Source organism: Roseovarius sp. AK1035, assembly GCF_003288315.1.
Classification (GTDB): domain Bacteria; phylum Pseudomonadota; class Alphaproteobacteria; order Rhodobacterales; family Rhodobacteraceae; genus Roseovarius; species Roseovarius mucosus_A.
In genome coordinates this window covers 3,515,349-3,536,964 of the sequence record NZ_CP030099.1, presented here as the reverse complement: position 1 = coordinate 3,536,964, position 21,616 = coordinate 3,515,349, and the positions used below count along the sequence as shown (strand labels likewise).

At 63.0% G+C, this 21,616-nt stretch carries 23 protein-coding genes; 6 read left to right on the top strand and 17 right to left on the bottom strand.

Annotated features, from left to right (window positions below; genetic code table 11):
- Nucleotides 1–22: 22 nt before the first annotated feature.
- The 8 genes from RAK1035_RS16820 to zwf form a co-directional block, all read right to left on the bottom strand.
- The gene (locus RAK1035_RS16820) at nucleotides 23–1,405 is read right to left on the bottom strand and encodes an MATE family efflux transporter (RefSeq protein ID WP_008282268.1); all 1,383 of its coding nucleotides are present in this window, start codon (nucleotides 1,403–1,405) and stop codon (nucleotides 23–25) included.
- A gap of 42 nt (nucleotides 1,406–1,447) precedes the next feature.
- On the bottom strand, nucleotides 1,448–2,380 hold the full coding sequence (locus RAK1035_RS16815; protein WP_008282267.1) for a nickel/cobalt transporter: 933 nt from the start codon (nucleotides 2,378–2,380) through the stop codon (nucleotides 1,448–1,450).
- Entirely contained in the window at nucleotides 2,362–3,006 is a 645-nt protein-coding gene (locus tag RAK1035_RS16810) for a DUF1007 family protein (protein WP_008282266.1), read from the bottom strand. Before RAK1035_RS16810 ends, RAK1035_RS16815 begins: the two co-directional genes overlap by 19 nt.
- A 77-nt stretch (nucleotides 3,007–3,083) precedes the next feature.
- The gene (locus RAK1035_RS16805; protein WP_008282265.1) at nucleotides 3,084–3,842 is read right to left on the bottom strand and encodes a TylF/MycF/NovP-related O-methyltransferase; all 759 of its coding nucleotides are present in this window, start codon (nucleotides 3,840–3,842) and stop codon (nucleotides 3,084–3,086) included.
- Between the two features lie 100 nt (nucleotides 3,843–3,942).
- On the bottom strand, nucleotides 3,943–4,929 hold the full coding sequence (gene ppk2 / locus RAK1035_RS16800) for a polyphosphate kinase 2 (RefSeq protein ID WP_008282264.1): 987 nt from the start codon (nucleotides 4,927–4,929) through the stop codon (nucleotides 3,943–3,945).
- A gap of 116 nt (nucleotides 4,930–5,045) precedes the next feature.
- The gene (gene pgi / locus RAK1035_RS16795) at nucleotides 5,046–6,626 is read right to left on the bottom strand and encodes a glucose-6-phosphate isomerase (protein WP_008282263.1); all 1,581 of its coding nucleotides are present in this window, start codon (nucleotides 6,624–6,626) and stop codon (nucleotides 5,046–5,048) included.
- 12 nt (nucleotides 6,627–6,638) lie between these two features.
- On the bottom strand, nucleotides 6,639–7,310 hold the full coding sequence (gene pgl, locus RAK1035_RS16790; RefSeq protein WP_008282262.1) for a 6-phosphogluconolactonase: 672 nt from the start codon (nucleotides 7,308–7,310) through the stop codon (nucleotides 6,639–6,641).
- Nucleotides 7,307–8,761, bottom strand: coding sequence for a glucose-6-phosphate dehydrogenase (zwf, locus tag RAK1035_RS16785; RefSeq protein WP_008282261.1), 1,455 nt, complete (start codon nucleotides 8,759–8,761; stop codon nucleotides 7,307–7,309). The genes pgl and zwf overlap by 4 nt, the downstream gene beginning before the upstream one ends.
- Before the next feature lie 159 nt (nucleotides 8,762–8,920).
- Here zwf and RAK1035_RS16780 point away from each other — a divergent pair, with 159 nt between their 5' ends.
- Nucleotides 8,921–9,874 (top strand): radical SAM protein, encoded by a 954-nt coding sequence (locus tag RAK1035_RS16780; RefSeq protein ID WP_037298467.1) that lies wholly within the window; start codon nucleotides 8,921–8,923, stop codon nucleotides 9,872–9,874.
- A gap of 90 nt (nucleotides 9,875–9,964) precedes the next feature.
- Here the strand turns inward: RAK1035_RS16780 and RAK1035_RS16775 are convergent, their stop codons facing one another.
- Both RAK1035_RS16775 and RAK1035_RS16770 read right to left on the bottom strand, forming a co-directional pair.
- Nucleotides 9,965–10,369, bottom strand: a complete 405-nt coding sequence (locus RAK1035_RS16775) for a hypothetical protein (protein WP_008282259.1) — start codon at nucleotides 10,367–10,369, stop codon at nucleotides 9,965–9,967.
- An 8-nt stretch (nucleotides 10,370–10,377) separates the two neighbouring features.
- Nucleotides 10,378–11,580 (bottom strand): pyridoxal phosphate-dependent aminotransferase, encoded by a 1,203-nt coding sequence (locus RAK1035_RS16770; protein ID WP_008282258.1) that lies wholly within the window; start codon nucleotides 11,578–11,580, stop codon nucleotides 10,378–10,380.
- Between the two features lie 85 nt (nucleotides 11,581–11,665).
- On the opposite strand from RAK1035_RS16770, the gene RAK1035_RS16765 reads away from it, so the two are divergent.
- From RAK1035_RS16765 to RAK1035_RS16755, 3 genes are all read left to right on the top strand, one after another.
- On the top strand, nucleotides 11,666–12,067 hold the full coding sequence (locus RAK1035_RS16765; protein WP_008282257.1) for a helix-turn-helix domain-containing protein: 402 nt from the start codon (nucleotides 11,666–11,668) through the stop codon (nucleotides 12,065–12,067).
- Nucleotides 12,060–12,356, top strand: coding sequence for an FAD assembly factor SdhE (locus RAK1035_RS16760; RefSeq protein ID WP_008282256.1), 297 nt, complete (start codon nucleotides 12,060–12,062; stop codon nucleotides 12,354–12,356). Before RAK1035_RS16765 ends, RAK1035_RS16760 begins: the two co-directional genes overlap by 8 nt.
- 90 nt (nucleotides 12,357–12,446) lie before the next feature.
- On the top strand, nucleotides 12,447–12,947 hold the full coding sequence (locus RAK1035_RS16755; protein WP_037298563.1) for a MarR family winged helix-turn-helix transcriptional regulator: 501 nt from the start codon (nucleotides 12,447–12,449) through the stop codon (nucleotides 12,945–12,947).
- On the opposite strand, the gene RAK1035_RS16750 is transcribed toward RAK1035_RS16755, so the two are convergent.
- From RAK1035_RS16750 to RAK1035_RS16735, 4 genes are all read right to left on the bottom strand, one after another.
- The gene (locus tag RAK1035_RS16750) at nucleotides 12,941–13,672 is read right to left on the bottom strand and encodes a DUF1194 domain-containing protein (protein ID WP_008282254.1); all 732 of its coding nucleotides are present in this window, start codon (nucleotides 13,670–13,672) and stop codon (nucleotides 12,941–12,943) included. The two genes, RAK1035_RS16755 and RAK1035_RS16750, sit on opposite strands and share 7 nt — an antisense overlap.
- Entirely contained in the window at nucleotides 13,639–14,067 is a 429-nt protein-coding gene (locus RAK1035_RS16745; protein ID WP_008282253.1) for a VOC family protein, read from the bottom strand. Before RAK1035_RS16745 ends, RAK1035_RS16750 begins: the two co-directional genes overlap by 34 nt.
- Nucleotides 14,068–14,148: 81 nt before the next feature.
- Nucleotides 14,149–15,570: a hypothetical protein gene (locus tag RAK1035_RS16740; protein WP_008282251.1), complete on the bottom strand. Its 1,422-nt coding sequence runs from the start codon at nucleotides 15,568–15,570 to the stop codon at nucleotides 14,149–14,151.
- 10 nt (nucleotides 15,571–15,580) lie between these two features.
- Nucleotides 15,581–16,510, bottom strand: a complete 930-nt coding sequence (locus RAK1035_RS16735) for a transferrin-binding protein-like solute binding protein (RefSeq protein WP_008282250.1) — start codon at nucleotides 16,508–16,510, stop codon at nucleotides 15,581–15,583.
- A 207-nt stretch (nucleotides 16,511–16,717) separates the two neighbouring features.
- Between RAK1035_RS16735 and thyX the strand changes: the two genes are divergently transcribed.
- Nucleotides 16,718–17,632: an FAD-dependent thymidylate synthase gene (thyX, locus tag RAK1035_RS16730; RefSeq protein WP_037298561.1), complete on the top strand. Its 915-nt coding sequence runs from the start codon at nucleotides 16,718–16,720 to the stop codon at nucleotides 17,630–17,632.
- A 211-nt stretch (nucleotides 17,633–17,843) separates the two neighbouring features.
- On the opposite strand, the gene RAK1035_RS16725 is transcribed toward thyX, so the two are convergent.
- From RAK1035_RS16725 to RAK1035_RS16715, 3 genes are all read right to left on the bottom strand, one after another.
- Nucleotides 17,844–18,320: an REP-associated tyrosine transposase gene (locus tag RAK1035_RS16725; protein ID WP_008283206.1), complete on the bottom strand. Its 477-nt coding sequence runs from the start codon at nucleotides 18,318–18,320 to the stop codon at nucleotides 17,844–17,846.
- 106 nt (nucleotides 18,321–18,426) lie between these two features.
- A complete protein-coding gene (pyrC, locus tag RAK1035_RS16720; protein WP_037298984.1) occupies nucleotides 18,427–19,464 on the bottom strand; it encodes a dihydroorotase in 1,038 nt (345 codons plus the stop codon).
- A gap of 54 nt (nucleotides 19,465–19,518) precedes the next feature.
- Nucleotides 19,519–20,469: a phosphoadenosine phosphosulfate reductase gene (locus RAK1035_RS16715; RefSeq protein ID WP_008283204.1), complete on the bottom strand. Its 951-nt coding sequence runs from the start codon at nucleotides 20,467–20,469 to the stop codon at nucleotides 19,519–19,521.
- Between the two features lie 202 nt (nucleotides 20,470–20,671).
- Between RAK1035_RS16715 and RAK1035_RS16710 the strand changes: the two genes are divergently transcribed.
- Nucleotides 20,672–21,580, top strand: coding sequence for an AAA family ATPase (locus tag RAK1035_RS16710; protein ID WP_008283203.1), 909 nt, complete (start codon nucleotides 20,672–20,674; stop codon nucleotides 21,578–21,580).
- Nucleotides 21,581–21,616: the final 36 nt, after the last annotated feature.

Genomic DNA, 21,616 nt, shown 5'->3' with positions numbered 1-21,616 from the left:
CAACGCAAGCGGGGCCGCGCAATCACCCCTGTTGCCGCAGACTGCTGGGCTGTGATGGAATTTGGCGCACGGACCAGCGCCAGAACCGCACCAACATGAACACCCCTGCCAGCGCCAGCCCCGAGGCCAGGCCAAGCCAGATGCCGGGGCCACCCAAGCCAAAGGTGAAGCCCAGAAGGTAGCTAACGGGCACGCCGACCGCCCAATAGCTGAGGGCGGCGATCACCATGGGCACGCGGGTATCTTGCACCCCGCGCAAGAGGCCAAGCGCCTGCACTTGGGCGGCGTCCACCAGTTGAAAGAGGGCGGCGGCGGCAAGAAGCTGATGGCCAATGGCGATGACTTCGGCCCGATCAGGATCGTCGGGGGCCAGAAAGAGGCCCACCAGCAGATCGGGCAGCAGCAGAAGGAGTGCCATGGTCGCGAGCGCCACAGCGGCGGAGAGGCCAAGCACCACGCGCGCGCCGTCGCGCAGGGCCGTGCCATCGCCGCGGCCATGCGCCTGACCTGCGCGCACGGTCGCGACGTTGGAGAGGCCAAGGTGGATCATGAAAATGACCGACGTGATCTGCATGGCGATGCCATGGGCGGCCAAGGGCAGGGTGCCGAGCCACCCCATCATCACCGAGGCGGACGCGAAAAGGCCAACTTCGGCCAGATTGGTCAGGCCAATGGGCCAGCCTAGCCGAAAGACGCGGCCCAGTGCCTCGGGGTCGGGGCGCCAGAAGCGTTGAAAGATGGCGTGTTCAGGGGCGGAGCGATGAACATAGACGCCAAGCACCACAAAGGACGCGATATTGACCCCGAGCGAGGCGATGGCCGCGCCCTGCACGCCAAGTTCGGGAAAGCCGAAATGCCCGAAAATGAGCAGATAGTTGATGGCAGCGTTGAGCGCCACCGCGCCCAGCGTCACCCAGAGCACGACGGCGGTGCGTTCGAGCGCCGCGAGATAGGATTTGAGCACCATCACCATGAGCGCGGGTAGAATGCCCAGCCCAGCGATTTCGAGGTAGTCGGCGGCGAGGGCGGCGGTGGCGGGCTCTTGGCCCATACGGTCAAACAGAGCGCCAGAGCCCAGCATCAGCGGCAGCGTGGCAAGGCTGAAGAGGATCGAGGCCCAGAGGCCCATGCGCGTCACGCGGCGCACCTGGGGGATGGCCCCTGTGGCCTGTGCAGAGGCCACCATCGGCATCACGGCCCAAGCAAAGCCTGAGCCCATGATGAAGAGGACAAAGAACATGGTGCCGCCCAGAACCTCGGCGGCCAAGGCCTCGACCGAGTACCAGCCCAGCATGATTGCATCGGTGAAGGTGATGGCGAATTGCGCCACATGGCTGCCGATCAGGGGCAGGCCAAGGCCCAGCACGGCGCGGGCATGTTGGCGATATGTGAGCCGGGGTTGCATGGTCTTGGCGTTAGACGGGGGCGGGGCGGGGTGCAACCCTCGTCAGAGCGTGCCCAGCATGAGATGCGTCGAGAGTGCCGCAATGATCACGCCTGCCGCGATTTCAAAGAGCGGCAGGGCACGGGCGGTATCGCCAGCGGCGAGACGCGCCAGCGCGCCTTCGCGCAAGGTGACAGAGGCGAGGGCCACGGCGAGGGTGACGCTGGCGGTGCCAAGGCCCATCGCGAAAGCGCCAAGGATGCCCGCGAGGTCAAGGTCCATGCGCCAGGTGAGGATGAGGAGGAAGAGCGCACCGGTGCAGGGGCGGATCGCCACGGCGCCAATCAGGGCGGCGGCGTCGCGCCAGCCGGTGACGGCCTCGGCCTCGGCCAGAGTTGGCCCGTGTTTGTGCCCACAGGAGGAACAAGGCGCGTCGTGGTCATGGTGATTATGGTGATTATGGTCAGCGTGGTGGTGGTGGTCATGGTGCCGGGCGGGGCGGGATGCCCGCCAGCGGCGCAGGCCGCGAAAGGCCAGCCAGAGGCCGACGAGGGCAATCGCGGCGAAACTGGCGGGGGCCATGATGTCCTCGGCCAGATCGGTCATATGCTGGCGCGTGAGGTCAAAGAGGAACACGCCGGAGTAGACCAGCAGCACCGCCGCTGCGGCCTGTGCAAAGCTGGAGGCGAGCGCCAAGAGCGACAGGCGAAATGCGCTGACGCGTGCGGCCATGCCGTAGCCACCGATCAGGATCTTGCCATGGCCCGGCCCCGCCGCGTGAAAGAAGCCATAGGCAAAGCAAAGGCCCAGCAGCCCCGCCAGCGCCCCCGGTTCGCCCGCACGCAATGCGCGCAGAAGGCGGGCCATGGCCTGTTGCGTCTCGGCTTGTCCGGCGCGGGCCCAAGTTGAGACTTGCGCGGCCCCGCCAAAGCCCCAGAGCCAGATCACAAGGGCTGCGAGCGCAAGGGCCGCAAGGCTTAGGACGGGGCGGCGCATGTGACCGAAAGGCTCTCGGAAAAGAGATTGCCGATCTCGACCCCGGAATATTGTTCCTCGGCGCTGAGTTCGCTCAGCATCTGGCGGAATTGTTCCTGGCTTTCGTCAAGGTCGGGTTCGGTGATCGTATAGACGCAGCCCTTGGGCAGGGTGATGGGACCGGCAAGGCTATGGGCTACGTAATAGGTGGGATCGTACGCCTCGATGCGCAGAGCGTCGGCGTTGACTGGGCCGAAGGTGCGGGTATGGGTGGCAATGATGCGGCCATTGGTGAGGGCAATGCCGGTGGGGATCGGGTGATCAAGGGCAATCTTGGTCTCGCCCTGATACATGTAAAGATCGCCCTCAAAGCCGTCTGGCCACTCGATCAGATCAAACCCTTTGAGCTGGGCCAATTCCGCCTCGGTCAGGGTGCCGTCGCCATCGGGGTCTAGGCCCATGTCGGTGAGGATCAGGAGGGAAAAGAAATCATCATAGCTCCAGGTCACCTCGACCTCTGACAGGCGCCCTTGGGTATCCGCGGTAAAGCGCAGGGCAACATCAACAAACACATGCGGATGCGCGCCCAAGCGGGCGGCGGGCAGGCAGAGTGTTGCCGCGAGGGCCATCGGGATGAGCGGTTTCATACCGTCAGACTTAGGCGCGTGGCGCGCCTGCTGCAAGGCGCGTTTGCGGGGGCGGAATGCCCCGCGCGAAAGCTCGCCTAGGCCTTGATCACAAAGGATTGGCCGCTGGTCAGGGAGAGCACGTTTTCCGGCTTGTCGGCGAAAAATTCGTCAATCGCCTTTTTCGCGCCGGGGCAATCACCAGAGCCGTAATCGTCGCAGAGGATGACGCCGCCCGGCTTGACCCGAGGATAGAAGAATTCGACCGAGGCGAGTGTCGGCTCGTAAAGGTCCACATCGACATGGACGAGCGAAAATTCCTGATCCGCGACATCGTTGAAACGGTCGGGAATCCAGCCTTTGTGCAATTCCAGACGGTCGCCAAAGGCGCTGAGGTTCTGGCGCACGATATCCTCTGGCACGGCCAGATCACCCTTGGACCACTCCGATTTGCCACCCGATTGCACATCGGCGTCGCTGGGTTCCGACAGACCTTGGAAGGAGTCAAAGATGTGCAGGCGTTTGGTGCTTTGCGCGCCCGCGCCGGTCAGCAGGAAAAGCGAGGATTTGCCATAGCGCACGCCGCATTCGGCGAAATTACCCTCAATCGCGCGCACCATGCGGGCAGAGGTCATCAGCGTAAAGCAGCGATCATGTGGGCTGCCTTCGATGCCGCGGGCCTCGGCCATGTCGCGGGCGGCGATGAATTCGGGGTCTGTGAGCCAGATCAGATGCGGTTTGTAGACCTCAAAGCGCTGCCGCGCGGCCAGACGCTTGGCCAGTTTGTAATGGCCGCGGCGGTATTTTTCCCGCCCGAAAAGAAGCCCGCCGAGCGAGTCGAGTGCCTTGATGATCACGGATTGCCCCTTGTCTGACGCCTCAGGCGGGCCCTTTGACCGCCTGAGCGGTCTCTTGGCCCAGACCGGGGCACCGCGTCAAGGGGCGCGTCGTCGTGTCTCATCGGCTCTTGCGGTCCTCGGGGTGCAGGGATTTGCCCAAGATGTGATCGCTTTTGTGCAGCACATGCTGTGCGTTCGAGACGATGAGCGGATCGGGGGCCTGAGCGATTTTGGGGTCTTTGCCGGGGTAGTCGAGAGAGCTCAGGAAGTGCCGCATGCAATTGAGGCGCGCGCGTTTCTTGTCGTTCGACTTGATCACTGTCCAGGGCGCGTCGGCGGTGTCGGTGTAGAAGAACATCGCCTCTTTCGCCTCGGTGTAGTCGTCCCATTTATCGAGGCTGGCCTTGTCGATGGGGCTGAGTTTCCATTGCTTGAGCGGATCGGTTTCGCGGCTGGCAAAGCGGGCGCGCTGTTCGCCCTGCGTGACCGAGAACCAGTATTTGTAGAGCCGGATCCCCGAACGCACCAGCATCCGCTCTAATTCGGGGGTCTCGCGCATGAATTCGAGGTATTCATGCGGCTGGCAAAAGCCCATCACCCGCTCGACCCCGGCGCGGTTATACCAAGAGCGGTCATAAAGCACCATTTCGCCCGAAGTGGGCAGGTGTTGGACGTAGCGCTGAAAATACCACTGGCCGCGTTCTTGATCGGTGGGTTTGTTGAGGGCCACGACACGCGCGGCGCGCGGGTTGAGATGTTCGGTGAAGCGTTTGATTGTGCCGCCCTTGCCCGCTGCATCGCGCCCCTCGAAGATCAGCACAAATTTCTGCCCCGTCTCTTGGGCCCAAAGCTGCACCTTGAGCAATTCGGCCTGAAGATGCGCCTTTTGGGTCTCGTAGCTGCGGCGACCCATGCGGGTTTCATAGGGATAGGCCCCGCTTTCGAAGGCGTCACGCAGGGAATTGGGATCGTTCTCAGCCGGGGTGACAAGGAGGTTTGCCGCTGCAGGTGCCGGGGTTGGTTGCTCAACCGCAAGCTCGGGCAGGGTGGTGGGGATGGCCGCAGGTTCGGGCGTAGGCAGGGAGGACAGGGGCGACTCGGTCATGCGGCACTCCGTTTTGGATCAATGATTAATCCCGGAATGATATATGAATTTTTTGTGTCACACTTTGCGCCAAGTCAAATTTTGCGGGCAGAGCAGAGTGGGAGCTTGCCCGCGTCTCAGACCCCGGCTGCGCGGGCAAAGGCCACGAGCGCTGCGGTTGATCCGTCGCGCGTGGGGTTGGTGTCGCCGGTGAGCATGGCATCGACATCGACCGCCAGTACCTTGCCCAGTTCCACCCCCCATTGATCAAACGAATTGATCCCGAGGATCACGCCTTCGACGAACACGCGATGTTCGTAGAGCGCAATGATCTGGCCCAGACGGCGCGGCGTCAGCCGGTCATAGATCAGCGTGGTCGAGGGGCGGTTGCCGGGAAAGACGCGGTGGGCGGCCTGCCGCTCAAGCTCGGGGCCGGTGTAGCCTGCGTCGCGCATCAGCGCGCGCGCCTCGTCAAGCGAGCGCCCGCGCAAGAGCGCCTTGGATTGCGCAAGGCAATTGGCCACGAGCAGGCGGTGGTGATGCGCAAGCTCTGGCTCGTGCCCGGTGGCAGCCACGAGAAATTCGCAAGGAACCACGGCGGTGCCCTGATGGATCAGCTGATAAAAGGCATGTTGGCCATTGGTGCCCGGCTCTCCCCAGACGACGGGGCCGGAGGGGCGGCTGAGCGCTGCGCCGGACATGCTCACGCGCTTGCCGTTCGATTCCATTTCAAGCTGTTGCAGATAGGCGGGCAGGCGCGCGAGGCGTTGGTCATAGGGTAATACGGCGCGGGTGCCGTGGCCCAGGCCCTGATGATGCCAAAGGCCGATGAGACCGAGCATAAGGGGCATGTTCTCGAGCGGGGTGGCGGTTTGGAAATGCTGGTCCATCGCCTCGGCACCGCGCAGAAAGTCTTTGAACCGGTCTGGCCCGATGGCGATCATCAGCGGCAGGCCGATGGGCCCCCAAACCGAATAGCGCCCGCCCACGTAATCGCCAAAGCCGAATACAGCGCTTGCGTCGATGCCCCAGTCAGCGGCCCTTGCGGCGGCAGAGGATACGGCGGCGAATTGTGGCCCGGGATTGACCCCGGCGCGGGTCATCCACGCCTGCGCCGTGGCCGCATTGGTCATGGTTTCGATGGTGGTAAAGGTCTTGGAGGCGACAATCACAAGGGTGGTTGCCGGGTTCAGCCCCGCCAATGTATCGGCGATGTCGGCCCCATCGACATTCGAGACGAAATGGCAGCGCGGCCCGTCGTGATAGGGGCGCAGCGCGCGCACCGCCATCTCGGGGCCAAGGTGCGAGCCGCCGATGCCAATATTGACAACATCCGTGATCGGCCCCTGCCGGACGGTATCGGCAAAGCGGGCCATGCGGGCGCGGGTTTCGGTAATCTCGGCCATGATATCGCTGCCCTCGACCATCACCGGCTGGCCCGAGAGATTGCGGAGCGCGGTATGCAGAACGGGGCGCGCCTCGGTTTCGTTTATCGCCTCGCCCGCGAACATCGCGGCGCGGCGGGCCGCAACGCCTGCGGTTTGGGCGAGCGTCAGCAGGGCGGCGCGGGCAGGGACGGTGAGGGCGGTTTTGGAGTAGTCAAAAAGCATCCCGTCAAAACGGGTTGAAAAGGTCTCGGCGCGGGTGGGATCGCTGAACAACCCGGTGATGTCGATATCTCGCGCCGCTTTGGCGACCTCTTCCACCTCTGACCACATTTTGAAATCCTCTCAGGGGCACCAATGTACTCTGGCTCCCGCTAGCACGGCGGCAATCGGGGCCTCAAGGGGGCGCATATGCTGTGCGCGCTCGAACGCCGCACGTTTCTGTGTGCCGGTGATGACCACGTGTTTGCAAAGGGCCCCATTCAGGACATGCGCCGACAGGGTGACGCGCGGCTCTTCCAGACCCGGCGCGCGCATCGGCACGAGGATGGGCGCATCCTCGGCCAGCGCATCGGCGAGGCGATCGGCACCGGGAAAGAGCGAGGCGGTGTGCATATCTGTGCCCATGCCCAGCAGGCAGACATCAATCGGCAGGGCGGGGGCGATGTTGGTTTCCAACTCGGCCAGCACCTCCTCGGGTTCTGGCGATTTGGCATAGAGCGGCAGGTAGCGCGCCGCGGCGGCGCGGTCGCGCAAGAGGCGTTCACGCAGAAGGCGGGTGTTGGAGCGCAGATGTACCTCGGGGCGCCAGCGTTCGTCTGAGAGCAGGATATCGACCCGGTCCCAGTCAAGATCGAGGCCACAAAGCCCGTCAAAGATTGGCCCCGGTGTGGTGCCGCCGGGCACGACAAAGAGCACGCGGTCGCGGGTGCGCAGGGCGTTGCGCAGGTCGGTCGAGAGCACATCCACCAGCCCCATGACCAGCATTTCGTCATCGGCATAGTCTACGAAGGTCATGGTCGTATCTCCCGCCAGCGGCGTCCATCGCGGTGCATGAGCATCAGCGCATCATCTGGTCCTGAGGAGCCGGTGGCATAGTCGAGGGGCGTCGCGCCTTCTTCCTCCCAATCGGCGATAATGGGATCCGTCCAGGCCCAGGCTGCCTCGACCTCGTCGCCGCGCATGAAGAGGGTTTGATTGCCGCGGATCACATCCATGATCAGCCGCTCGTAGGCATCGGGGAAATCCGCCTCTTCCGGCCCTAGCGCCTCGGCAAAGGTCATGTCGAGGGGCACGTCGATCAGGCGCATGCCGCCCGGCCCCGGTTCCTTGATCGTCACGCCCAGCTCGATCCCCTCATTGGGTTGCAGGCGGATCGTGAGGATGTTGCGGTGTCGCCCGGCATCAGCGCCAAAGATCGAATGCGGCGCATCCTTGAACACCACGGCGATTTCGCTGGCGCGGTCGCGCAGGCGTTTGCCGGTGCGCAGATAGAACGGTGTGCCCGCCCAACGCCAGTTGGAAATATGCGCCTTTAACGCCACGAAGCTTTCGGTTGTGCTGTCGCGGTTGCCCACCTGATTGCGGTAGCCGGGTTGCGTGCCGTCGCCCTCATACTGGCCGCGCACCACATTGCGCCGTGCCACGGGATCAAGGGCGCGGATGACCTTGAGTTTCTCGTCGCGCACGGCGTCGGGTTCGAATTTCGCCGGCGGCTCCATCGCGATGAGGCACAAGAGCTGCATCATGTGGTTTTGCACCATGTCGCGCATGGCACCGGATTTGTCATAGTAATCACCACGCCCGCCGACGCCGACGGATTCCGCCACTGTGATCTGGATATGATCGACATATTGGCTGTTCCAGAGCGGTTCAAAGAGCACGTTGCCAAAGCGGATCGCCATCAGGTTCTGCACGGTTTCCTTGCCGAGGTAATGATCGATTCGGTAGATCTGACCTTCGCTGAAATGTCGCGCCAGCGTGCGGTTGAGGTCACGCGCGGTCTCGAGATCACGGCCAAAGGGTTTTTCCACCACGATGCGGCTGCGTTCATCGGCCATGCCGTGTTTGTGCAGGCGTTTGGCCAGATCGCCAAAGAGGGCCGGGGCCACCGAAAAATAGAAAGCGCGGATGCGGTCGGGGCGCATGAGGGCGGCCAGCGGTTCCCAGCCTTCGGTGCCGCGCGCATCGAGCGTGACAAAATCGAGCAGGTCGAGAAAGGCGGTGAGATCCTTTTTGCGGGCTGATTCCTCGCCGCCGAATTCGGTGATCGCGGCGCGCGCCATGGCGCGATAGCCGTCGCGGTCCATGTCGCCGCGTGCGGCACCGATCAGGCGCACATCGCCTTCGATCTGGCCTGCGACAAAGCGGCGGAAGAGGGCGGGCAAAATCTTGCGCCGTGCCAGATCGCCGGTGCCGCCAAAAATCACCAGATCGAAGGGATCGACCGGGATCACCCGAGAGGCCATGGCCCATCTCCTTTGCTCGTCATTCGCCCGTTTTTCGGGCGCAGTATCCGCCGCGGCAACTCTAACATGTTGGGGCGTCTTCACAATGGCGTCAGAACGCTTCTCTTGCCAGAGCGGGAGAGGTAGATAGGAAAAGAAAATCAGTTCGTGGATGACTTTATGAAAGATACCGTCACCGGCCCAGCCAATCAGGGCAAGTTTCAAGACCCGGCGCGCACCGCCAAGGGTGATGTGCGGGCCTCTGTTGCGCTAAGCCATCCTGAGACCTTGTGGTTCAACACCGGCACGCTCTGCAACATCGAGTGCCGCAACTGTTATATCCTGAGTTCGCCCAGCAATGACGCGCTGGTTTATATCTCCGAATCGGAGGTGCGCGACTATCTAGGGCAGGTGCGCGCGCGGGGCTGGCCGCTGCGTGAGATCGCGTTTACCGGCGGCGAGCCCTTTATGAATCCCGAGATGATCGGGATGGCGCGGGCGGCGCTGGAGGCAGGGTTCGAGGTGTTGATCCTGACGAATGCCATGCGCCCGATGATGCGCAAGACGATGCGCGCAGGGCTGCTTGATCTGGGGAAGACCTGGGGCGAGAAGCTGACCTTGCGGATTTCGGTCGACCACTGGTCGGAGGCTTTGCATGACGAAGAGCGCGGCGCGGGGGCCTTTGCCAAGACGCTGGAGGGCATGTGCTGGTTGCGTGACAATGGCATCCGAATGACCGTGGCCGGGCGCACCGTCTGGGGCGAGAGCGAGGCGCAGTCTCGTGCGGGGTATGCGGCGTTTTATGCGGAACACGGGTTTGAGATTGACGCCTATGATCCGGGTGCCACCGTGCTTTTCCCCGAGATGGACGAGGGGGCCGAAGTGCCCGAAATCACCACGGCCTGTTGGGATATTCTGGGCAAGCGGCCCGAGGACATCATGTGCGCCTCGTCGCGCATGGTGGTCAAGCGCCGGGGGGCGGCGCGGCCTGCGGTGGTGGCCTGCACGCTGCTGCCTTATGCGCCCGAGTTCGAGTTGGGCGAGACGCTGGCCGAGGCCGAGCGCGACGTGGCGCTGAACCATCCGCATTGCGCCAAGTTCTGCGTGCTGGGCGGGGCAAGCTGTTCGCGGTGAGGGGGGCTTGAGGTATCGGTAACGCGCCGCGCCTTGACTCCGCGCATTGGGGATTGGGGCAAACGTCCCCTCCAAGCCCCTCACGCCGCCTCACTCGCCCTTGAGCAGCCGATCCGCCTTTTTGCGCACCAGCACAGAGCGGAGGTCGTGCATCGCCAAGAGAAGCGAATCCGTCACCTGTTCAAGCTGGTCATCGGTCGCCTTGGACTGCACCCAATGGGTCGTGGTGTTGAGGTAATCCACCGCGCGCAGGATATCGTCGATGTCGCGATATTCGACCAGTTTCAGCCGTTCCTCCATCCACGCTGTGATGGCGGCACTGTCGGCGTCGGTCAGGGCACGTTCGCCATGCGGCTTGATTTCAGATTTGCGGATGTTGACGGTGGCGATCTGTTCCATCTCGATCCGGCGCTGCCGGTTCTCGGTATCAACCCGGAACACGAAGGCCCCGTTTTCACGGACCCTGAAATAATATTCTGGCAGATCACCCGCCATCCGTCCCCCTAGCTCAGCCCTTTGCAGAACGTCTGAATCCGCGTGCAGGCCTCGTGCAGCGCTTCATCGGAGGTCGCATAGCTGATCCGGAAATTCGGGGATAGCCCAAAGGCTGCGCCAAAGACCACGGCGACGCCGGTTTCCTCCAGAAGGGCCGTGGCAAAGGCCTCGTCATCGGCGATCTTGGCCCCGCCTGCGCTGGTCTTGCCGATCAGCCCGGCAATGGAGGGATAGACGTAAAAGGCCCCGTTGGGGGTGGGGCATTCCAGGCCCTCGATCTCATTGAGCATCGCCACAACCAGATCGCGACGGCGGGCAAAGACGGCGTTGTTCTCGGCGATGAAATCATGGCTGCCGTTCAGCGCCTCGACCGCCGCCCATTGGCTGATAGTGCAGGGGTTCGACGTGCTCTGCGACTGGATCTTGCGCATGGCCCCAATCAGGTCTTGCGGACCTGCCGCATAGCCAATCCGCCAGCCGGTCATGCAATAGGCCTTGGAGACACCATTGCAGGTCAGCGTTCGATCATAAAGCGCTGGTTCCACCTGAGCGGGGGTGCAGAATTCAAAGCCGTCATAGGCGAGATGCTCATACATATCGTCGGTCATGATCCAGACATGGGGGTGACGCATCAAAACGTCGGTCAGACCCTTCAATTCATCCCAGGTATAGCCCGCCCCGGTGGGGTTGCTGGGCGAGTTGAAGATGAACCAACGGGTTTTGGGTGTGATCGCAGCTTCGAGCGCCTCTGGCGTCAGTTTGAACCCGGTTTCGATACCCGCAGGGGCAATCACCGGCTCGCCGCCTGCCAAGAGCACCATGTCGGGGTAGCTGACCCAATAGGGCGCGGGGATCAGCACCTCGTCTCCGGGATTGAGCGTGGCCATGAGGGCATTGTAGAGGATTTGCTTGCCGCCTGATGCGACGCTGACCTGGGCTGGCACATAGTCGAGCCCGTTGTCGCGCTTGAACTTGGCGCAGATTGCGGCCTTCAATTCCGGGATACCGTCAACGGCGGTGTATTTGGTCTTGCCCTCTTCGATGGCGCGGATGCCCGCGGCGCGGATATGTGCGGGCGTGGCGAAATCCGGCTCTCCAGCCCCAAGCCCGATCACGTCCCGCCCGGCTGCCTTGAGTTCCTGTGCCTTGGTGGTCACGGCGATGGTGGGCGAGGGTTTGACACGCGACAATGTCGCGGAAAGACGGGACATGACCGGCTCCGGTTTGAATTCACTCATGGAATGTCTTAGGGTGCGCTCAGTGCATGATCAAGCACGATCACTTGAAAGGAAGACGATGACCGCAGACAACACCGACGGCTGGTTCGATCCCGATGCCACCACCTTTGGCGACCGTGTGACCGGCGCGCGCGAGCGCTCTGGCATGAGCCAGTCTGATCTGGCGAAGCGGCTGGGCGTCAAGCTCAAGACGCTGAAGGCGTGGGAGAATGACCTGTCGGAGCCACGGGCCAACAAGCTGTCGATGATGGCGGGGATGCTCAATGTCTCGCTTTTGTGGCTGTTGTCGGGTGAGGGCGAGGGGCCGGGCGCGCCCGAGATGGGCGAGCTGTCGCGCGATGTGATGGATATGCTGACCGAGATCCGCGACATCCGTGCGCAGATGACCCGCGCGACCGACCGTCTGGGGCGGCTGGAAAAGACGCTGCGCGCCAAATTGCGGGAGGAGGCCGGTGAGTGACACGCCTGTAGAGGCGCCCGGCGCCGCTGACGAGCCGCCCGCCCACCGGATCAAGCGCCTGCGGATGCGGGCCATGCGCCGGGGGATCAAGGAAATGGACATCATCCTGAGCCGCTATGCCGAGGCGCGGCTGGGGGCGATGGATGCGGCCGCACTTGACGGGTTTGATGCGCTGTTGTGCGAAAACGATCAGGATCTTTATCAATGGGTCACGGGCCAAGCCGCGCCACCGGCGCAGTTCGCCCCCTTGGTGGCAGAGATCGCGGCAGAGGCCAGCGGGGGAAAGTAGATCGCATTTTAGGTGGTTTGGCCGCGATTTACCGAATGTTCGGGTTTTTGCCAGATGGTCCCCAGCGAGCAGTATCGCATGGAGACCAACATGAGCTATCACAGCCCCCTGACGACGAGCGCTATCCAAAGTGCCTTTATCAGCAGCTACCTAGACGCGCTATCGCTGGTGGAGCGTTTGCACCGGCTTTTGCTGGATGTCATCAAGGACGAGTTCGAGCGCGTCGGCGTGTTGGAAATCAACGCGGTGCAGGCGCTGTTGCTGTTCAATATCGGTGACCACGAGGTGACAGCCGGTGAGCTGAAGACGCGCGGCTATTATCAGGGCAGCAATGTCAGTTACAACCTCAAGAAGCTGGTGGATATGGGCTATATGCACCACCAGCGTTGCGAGGCGGATCGCCGGTCTGTGCGGGTGCGTCTGACCGAAAAGGGGCGCACGATCCGCGATCTTGTCGGTGATCTTTTTGCGCGGCATGCCGAGGGGCTGGAGGGGCGCGGCGTGCTGGGCCCCGATGGGATTGACCAGATCACCGCCTCGTTGCGGCGGGTGGAGCGCTATTGGACCGATCAGATCCGCTATATTTATTGAGGTAGGGGGCGGGGCGTGGGATGGGGCAGGGCACCCAGCATGAGATCGTTGATTTCACGGTAGAGTTTGCGCGACATCGCGCGCTCGAAATCCTCGAACCCTTGGGCGATTTCGAGAAAAGCCCCCGGACCACGCAGCACCTCGCGGCGGTAGTATTGCGTGACCTGCTGATCGTGCCCTTCGATGACCAGACCATTCACAGTGATGTTGTCAAAGGGGAAATGTTTGTAGGCCAGATCCGGGCCGAAGCCCTGATTGTTGACCCCGTCGCCCGAGACGTCAATCACCTGACGATCGCAGCGGGGGCCGCGCGCCATGAGCGCCGCCCCATAGCCCAACGCCGAGCCAAGGCCGGTGGGATAATCGCTGGTCGAGCGCTGCATGCCCGCAAGCACCGCCACTGCGCCGGTGATGTCGGCATCGTTGCGCAAGAACGTCCAATCGAGATGCAGCTTGTCCTGAAAGCGGCCGCTCCACTCGTAGACCGCCAGCGCCACATCGCCCGACCCGCCGCGCAGGATGGCCTCGCGGATGTCGGGCGCGTTCAGCGCCGAGGCAAGCCCGACCCGTTGCAGCCCATATTCCGCGTCATCGACCGAAGAGGACACATCAAGCGCGAGCACCAGCGCAAGGCGGCATGCACCCTGCGCCGGGGCCGCAAGGCTTGCGGCCAGAAGACAGGCCGCGAGCCTTACCAATGGCCGATATTCTCCATGCTGGCCCATGGCTCTGCCGGGGGCAGGGCGTCGCCCTCTTGCAAAAGCTCGACCGAGATATTGTCGGGGCTGCGCACAAAGGCCATGCGCCCGTCGCGCGGGGGGCGGTTGATGGTGACGCCATTGTCCATCAGGTGCTGGCAGAGGTCATAGATATTGCTGGTTGCATAGGCAAGATGGCCGAAATGCCGGCTGTCCGAGGGCAGGCCCTCGTCGCCATCCCAATTGTAGGTCAGTTCGACCGGGCAGTCCTCTTGTCCTTCGGGGGCCATGAACACGAGCGTAAAGCGCCCGCCCTCATTATCCCAACGGCGGGTTTCCTTGAGCCCGAGAAGGGCAAAGAACTGTTGTGTCGCCTCAAGGTCTTTGACCCGGACCATCGTGTGCAGGTATTTGATGCGCATGGTCATCCTCCGTGATTGCAATGGGTTGGAGGATAGTGGCCCGCGCGCCGGTGTCGAGGGCAATCTGGGATGGGCTGGGCGCTAAAACTCGGACCGGATCCCGAGCGTGATCGAGGTTTCCTCGACATCGAAACGGCTGATGTTGGATTCGCTGCGTTCGGTGGTCACGGAGAGGGTGGGCACAAAGCCCATGTAGCCCCAGTCGTTGAACGTGGCCGTGACCCCGCCGAACACCGAAGTGTCATCGCGCCCGCCCGGCACGACGATGAACCCAACCTGATAGCTGGAATAATCCAACTGGCTGATGCCAAGCGAGAATTCGAGGTTTGCCGGGCCAAGGGCGCGGCCCATCTGATAGCTTGCGATACCGGTCCATTGATCCGAGGCGCGGTTGACGCCATTGCTGTCAGTGTCGCGATACTGCACCTGAAATCCGATCTGACCGCCCCCCGTCAGGTTGACGCCCAGACCGGCAAAGCCGGTGGCGACGGTGCTGTCGGCCCCGCGCGGGCTCTCGTAGAGTTGATCCTCGAAGCTGGCCCCGAAACTAAGCTGCAGGCGCGCGCCTAGGCGCTGATGCCGCGTGGCCCCGACCCGCGCAAAATCATAGAGCGGATCCCCCCCATACCAGACGCGCCCGCCGTCGAGGTCGAATTTCCAGGTCACGGCCTCGGAGGTGCCGCGCAGATACTGGCTGAGGCCCAGTTCCAGCACGGTTGAGGACAGATCATCACCGCTGAGCCCCGGCACCGGGTCTGAGATATCGACCCGCCGCGCGTTGACCCGGCCACGAAGCCGCGTCTCATGGGTCTCGCTCTTGCTTAGGCGATAGGAGAGGGCGGCCTGTGCGGTGGTGACAAAGCCCGAGAGCGCCTGGGCCGAGGGGCTGAGTGTGCCCACCACCGGCACGCCGTCGATCACGTTGAGCGGGCTGTTGGCGCCGTTGTTCACATTGTCCGAGGGCGTGGTGGAAAAGCGAAAGTCGAACCGCAGCGGATTGCGCGCGCGCACGTTCTGAAAGGCGGTGACGGTCTGGGCGCGGGCCACCTCATCGGGGGCGTGATCAACCGCGCGGCGCAGCCAGAATTGCGAGCCGGTGAACCTGTCATCGGCAAAGCTGAGCTGGGCCGCGAGATTGGCGGCCTGAAAGCGCTGCTCATCCGTTTTGGCGTGCCAATAGGCAAGAGCCGCTTTCTTTTCCGCCGCGCCATAGGCCTTGGCCTGCGAGAGCGCCAAAGCCTGATAATAATGCGCGCGGGGATTGCGGCGGTCGGCCTGCAAGAGGCCTTTGCTGAGGTCATAGGCAAGGCGAGGCTGGCCTGCGCCCAGCGCCTGAGCGGCCAAGGCGTCGGCCTGGGCGAGGGTGAGGTTGGCCGGCGTTGCCGCGCCAATCCCTGCCAGACCGAGCGCCGAGAGAAAGACCCCCGCGCGCAGCAGGTGCCGGATATGACGCGGTCTGAGTGCGAAGCCTGTCTGCGCCTTGGTGTTCAGAGTTGCGGTCATCCCGCCGCCTCTAGCGATCAAGCACGAAGATTCCGGTTTCCAGTTCGTTGTTCAGTCCGAGCGGGTTGCCCGGCCCGTCGAATTCGTTGAGTTTGATCCCGCCAGCGACTTCTGTTGCGCCGGTGCCGCCAAATACGCCGGCGGAAGAACCAATACTGGTGCCGGTCACACGGTCGGCGGGAAAGGCGGATTGATCGTATTCAACCGTTCCACTGAACGTGCCGCCCTCGGTGATCTCTGCGTTGATCAGAACGAGCGACGGCAAATCAATCACGACGCCACCCGGTGTTTCGGAGAGGCGCCGGTTGATAATATTGCCCTCGATCTGGCGATCCCCGAAATTCGCGCGCAGCACCACATCGCCTTGGGTCGATGCGGCCTGGGTGGGGATCAGTTCCGGGGCAAGTCCGGCGGGGGGTGGCAGCAAGTCGCCCCCTTGGGAGTCAAGGTTGGTTATGCCGACATAGCGGCCGGTATAGACCACCTCGCCACTTGTCGGCTGGGTGTAACTGCCGGTTCTCTCAAAGAAGGCCCCAGTAAAGAAGCGGTTGCGCGGTCCGCCGGTGGCGGCAACCCCGGCAGTCACGGCACCCGAGGTCTGGCTTTGCGCGGCAAAGGCGGTGCTGTGGCGGGATGCGCCGTCTTGCTGGATTGTGTAGGCTTGATAGCCCGGCACGTCGAGCGCTGCGGCGCGGTTATAGGTAACCGGGTCAGTCGTGCCGTCAAAAGAAAGCCCTTCGACGGTCAGTGTCTGGGTCACGGGATCGAATGCTACCCCGGTTACATCCTGTGCGATTTCGGCCGGCACGCTGCTGCCCGCAGGGGGCGGTGTGGTGGTGTCGTCGTCTTCGCCTCGACCGTCAAACGGGTTGGATGATCCGCCACCCCCACAGCCGCCCAACAGGGCAGCGGCCATCAGGCCTGCCACGATGTGTTTCATGATGAGACTGCCCTCAATATATGTTTATTGTTTGTTTTGCGGTCAGCCTCAGGCCATTGCATTTAAAAGTCAATTCCCGATACATCTGCGGATTGCAAAAACTGCTGTGCTGTGGCGCATGGGCAAACACCCGATATGGGCTTTGCGTGGGGGGTATCCCCAAGATATAGTGATCTCCGACTCGTTCTTGTGATGAAAGGCCTCGCCATGCCCCTCTCTCCTGACCAAAAGGCCGAAATCGACGCGCAGCGCGCTCAGAGCCATAGCACCCTGCGCGCCACGGCGGCGGGGATGGAACAGCATCTCTACACCGCCTATCCGGTGCTTGATCACGGCTTTGTCCGGGTGATCGACTATATGGGTGATGATGCCGCCATCGTGCAGGCGGCGCGCGTGAGTTATGGCGCGGGCACCAAACATGTGCAGAATGATGAGGGGCTTATTCGCTATCTCATGCGGCACTGGCATTCGACGCCGTTCGAGATGTGCGAATTGAAGCTGCATGTGAAACTGCCGGTATTCGTGGCGCGGCAGTGGATCCGGCATCGCACCGCCAATGTGAATGAATATTCCGCGCGCTATTCGATATTGGATCGCGAGTTCTACATTCCCACGCCCGATATGCTGGCGGCGCAATCGACCACCAACAATCAGGGGCGGGGGGCCGCGCTTGAGGGCGAGGAGGCGCAGCGCGTGTTGCGCATCCTGACCGAGGACGCGATGCGCTGCTATGACCATTACGAGGGCATGATTTCGCAAGAGGGCCAGCAGGGGCTGGCGCGGGAATTGGCGCGGATGAACCTGCCCGCCAATATCTATACGCAATGGTATTGGAAGGTGGATTTGCACAACCTTTTGCATTTCCTGCGCCTGCGCGCGGATGCCCATGCGCAATATGAAATCCGGGTCTATGCCGAGGAGATTTGCCGCCTTGTGGCCGATTGGGTGCCCTATGCCTATAAGGCGTTCGAGGATTACCGTATGGGGGGCGCGAATTTGTCTGCCCCCGCGCTGGAGTGCGTGCGGCGGATGCTGAAAGGCGAGGTCGTGACGCAAGAGACCTCGGGCATGAGCAAGGGGGAATGGCGGGAGTTTGAGGGGGTTTTGAACGGTCCGGCGTAGCGGGGGCATAGCGGGCATCGGACCCCGTAGGGTGCGCATTCATTGCGCACCGTTCCGCCAGAGGGACCACATGCGCGGGGTCGGGGGTTTGCGGCGGTGCCATTGGTGCGCAATGAATGCGCACCCTACGGGAGCGTGTGGTGCCGCTGGTGATGGTGCGCAATGAATGCGCATCCTACGGGGTTGGTGCCAGTGGTGATGACGGCGCATCCTAGGGCCAATCGGCGGGGCCGTCGCGGTGGATCGAGGAATAGGGCCAAGCCTCGGGGCGGTCGGCCAACCCATGTTTGACCGGGTTGATCCAGCAATAGCGGATTGCGGCGGTTTTGTCCGCTTCGCTGCGGAGATGATGTTCCCAGAACCGCCGCTGCCAGATGCCATGTTCGCGCCGGCCTGCGTGGCTGGGGCGGCGCGGTGTGGGGGGCATGGCGCGCGAGAACCGGGCTTTGATCACGCTCCAGCGGGTCGAGAAATCCCTATCACCGTCCGGCAGGGTCCAGACACAATGCATATGGTCGGGCAGCACAACCCAAGCGTCAATGGCGAAGGGCCGTTCGGCTTTGGTGCGCCGGACCGCCGCGCGCAAAGCTGCGATTTCGCGGGTGAGCAGCTGTGAGTGTCGGTTGGCGAGCGTCACGGTGAAAAAGACGCAGGCCCCGGCAATCTGGGGGCGGATGTAATTGGACATGGCTTCAGAGAACCATGGCAGGGTTAAGAAATCGTTGCTGGCCTTGGGAGGGGGCGGTGCCGAGGCCCCGGAGCGCCGCGCCAGCAAGCCTTAGCCCCCTCGCCCCTTAAGTGGCGTGCCAGTCGAGCGGGAATCCGGGGTCAAAGACGGTGACGGGCCCGTCGGCGGTGTCGATCTTTTGGGGGTATGTGACCGGATCGCCTTTGGTCAGGGTCAGCGTGGTCTCATTGGCGGGCAGGCCATAGAAGGCAGGGCCGTTCAGCGATGTGAAGGCCTCAAGCTGCGCAAGCGCGCCCTCTTCTTCGAACACATGCGCAAGGATGGACATCGTGTTGGTGGCGGTGAAACAGCCCGCGCAGCCACAGGCGCTTTCCTTGAGCGGGTCGATATGCGGCGCGCTGTCGGTGCCCAGGAAAAAGCGCGCATCGCCAGAGGTCGCGGCGGCGCGCAGGGCAAGGCGGTGCTCTTCGCGTTTGGCCACGGGCAGGCAGTAGTAATGCGGCTTGATCCCGCCCACGAGGATGTGGTTGCGGTTGATCACAAGGTGATGGGTGGTGATCGTGGCCCCAAGATCGCGATCATGGGCGCGCACATAGTCCACGCCGTTAGCGGTGGTGATGTGTTCCATCACCACGCGCAAACCGGGGGTGGCGCGGCGCACAGGATCGAGCACACGGTCGATAAAGACCGCCTCACGGTCAAAGATGTCAACGCTGGGGTCGGTCACCTCGCCATGCACGCAGAGCGGCAGGCCGATTTCGGCCATTTTCTCGAGCACGGCGCGCACTTTGTCAAAATCGCGCACACCGCTTGCGGAATTGGTGGTGGCACCGGCGGGGTAAAGTTTGACCGCAGTCACCAGCCCGCTGGCATGGGCGGCGGCCACATCCTCGGGGTCGGTGTTTTCGGTGAGGTAAAGGGTCATCAGCGGGGTGAAATCCGCGCCCTCAGGCATCGCGGCCATGATCCGCGCGCGGTAGGCGGAGGCATCCTGCCCCGTGACCACTGGCGGCACCAGATTGGGCATCACGATGGCGCGGGCGAAATGGCGCGTGGTTTCAGGCAGGACGGCGCGCAGCATTGCGCCATCGCGCAGATGCAGGTGCCAATCGTCGGGGCGGCGGAGGGTCAGGATCTGGCTCATGCGCTTGCGCATACACAATCGCGCGGGCCAAGACCAGAGGCGGATCAGAGGGTGTTAGTCGTCTGATTGGTCTGTCTGCTGGCCTTTGGTCTGCACATGCTTGAGCGCGCGCCGGAAGCGCGGGCCGCCGACGCCGCGGCCAATGGCGTTGCGGCAATGCAGGACGGTCAGGGCATCGCGTTCGTCCGCCATGAGCCGTTGAAGCACATTGGCGAGATAGGGCGTATCCTCGCGCCGTTTGCGGTAGAGCTGTGCAAGGCTGAGCCGCGTCAGGCGGTTGGCGCTGACTTGGGCCAGCAGGCGGAACAGCACGCCCATGCGCAGCAGCGCCGGTTCGATCTGATACCCCAGATAGCGGGTGCGGAATTTCATCACATTGGAGCGGGTGAAGAGGGCGGCATGCATGGCGTCCAGCTCGACCTCGGGATCGTAGATCAACACGGCAGAGGCCGCGGCATCCAGCATATCAGGGGCATAGCCGTAGCGGTCGCAGAACGAGACCCGCCGCATGCGCAGGAATCGGTCGTCCCATTCGGCGACGCGCGGATCGAGCGTGGCTTGGGGGCTGAGCATGACGACCTTGGCGCCGGGGGCCGCGACCGAAAAGGCCGCCGCCGCATAGCCGCAGGGGCCTGCACCGTAAAAGATTACCTGTTCGAAATCGTCAAAGAAGCCATCGTCGATCAGCCGGTCGAAATAGCCATAGACCCGCTTGTCGCGAAACCATGTGTCGCGCTCGCTGATGAGGCAGAGATGCGACCAGCCCAACGCCTTGGTCAGGGCCCAGCCCAGCGGCTGCGCCTGCGGAGAGAGCGTGGGCAGGCGATGAAACGCCTCGAAAGACACAAGCAGCGTGGGCTTGCGTTCGATCAGCACGGCGGCGTGTTTATCGCCCAGACGTTCGGCATAGCCATCCTCACCCGCAAGCTCGTTGGCGCGCTCGCACCAGGCGGCCCAATCCAGACCGGAGAGGTCGGCGTCAAAGATGTCGGCATTGTCCTGCATGGTCGCTCTTGTCCTCGGTCGTAGCGGCACCGTTCGAATGCGGGCCTGTTGAGACGGATCATGCCGGTGAAATCAGGCAAAACTTTGGAGAAACCGTGGGTATTCCGGGGGCGGGTCATCCAGGCCCTACCATAGCCGCCCTTGACCCGCCGGGGGTTGCGATGCAGTTCTGGTGCAAGCGAGGGCGACGGGAGGCGACAACGTGCAAAAACCCACATCCATTGACGCGGTGCAAAGTCTTTTTGCCGGGCAGGATTATGTCTGTGGCCGGGCCTTGGGCACGGTGACCTATCTGGCGCTGACGCTCGGTCGCCCGCTCTTTCTGGAAGGGGAGGCCGGCACCGGCAAGACCGAGATCGCCAAGGCGCTGGCACGGGCGTTGGGGCGGCGATTGATCCGGTTGCAATGCTACGAGGGGTTGGACGCGGCAAGCGCGGTTTATGAGTGGAATTTCACCGGGCAGATGATCGCCATCCGCGCCGCCGAGGCATCGGGGGGCGTGGACCGCAGTCATCTCAAGGACGAGCTTTTCACGCAAGAGTTCCTAATCGAGCGTCCGCTCTTGCAGGCGATGCGCCCACAACCGGGTGGCGCGCCGGTGTTGCTGATTGATGAAATCGACCGCACCGATGAGCCCTTCGAGGCATTTTTGCTGGAAGCGCTCAGTGATTTTCAGGTGACGATTCCAGAGCTTGGCACGATCCATGCGCCCGAGCCGCCGATTGTTATCCTGACGTCCAACCGGACCCGCGAGGTGCATGATGCGCTCAAGCGGCGCTGTCTGTACCACTGGGTCGACTATCCGACCTTTGATCGCGAGATCGAGATTTTGCAGGCCCGCGCGCCCGAGGCCGCAGAGGTTTTGAGCCGCGAGATCGTGGCCTTTGTGCAGCGGTTGCGCACCGAGGACCTGTTCAAGAAGCCGGGTGTGGCGGAAACGATTGACTGGGCCAAATGCCTGCTGGCGCTGGATGTGATCAGCTTAAGCCCCGAGGTGATCGCCGATACGCTGGGCGCGATTTTGAAATATCAGGACGATATCGCAAAATTGCAGGGCTCCGAGGCCAAGCGCCTGCTGGATGAAGTGCGGGCGGGGTTGGAGCCGACGTGATGTTTCAGCTGGCTCAAAATACCTCGGGGGTGTGGG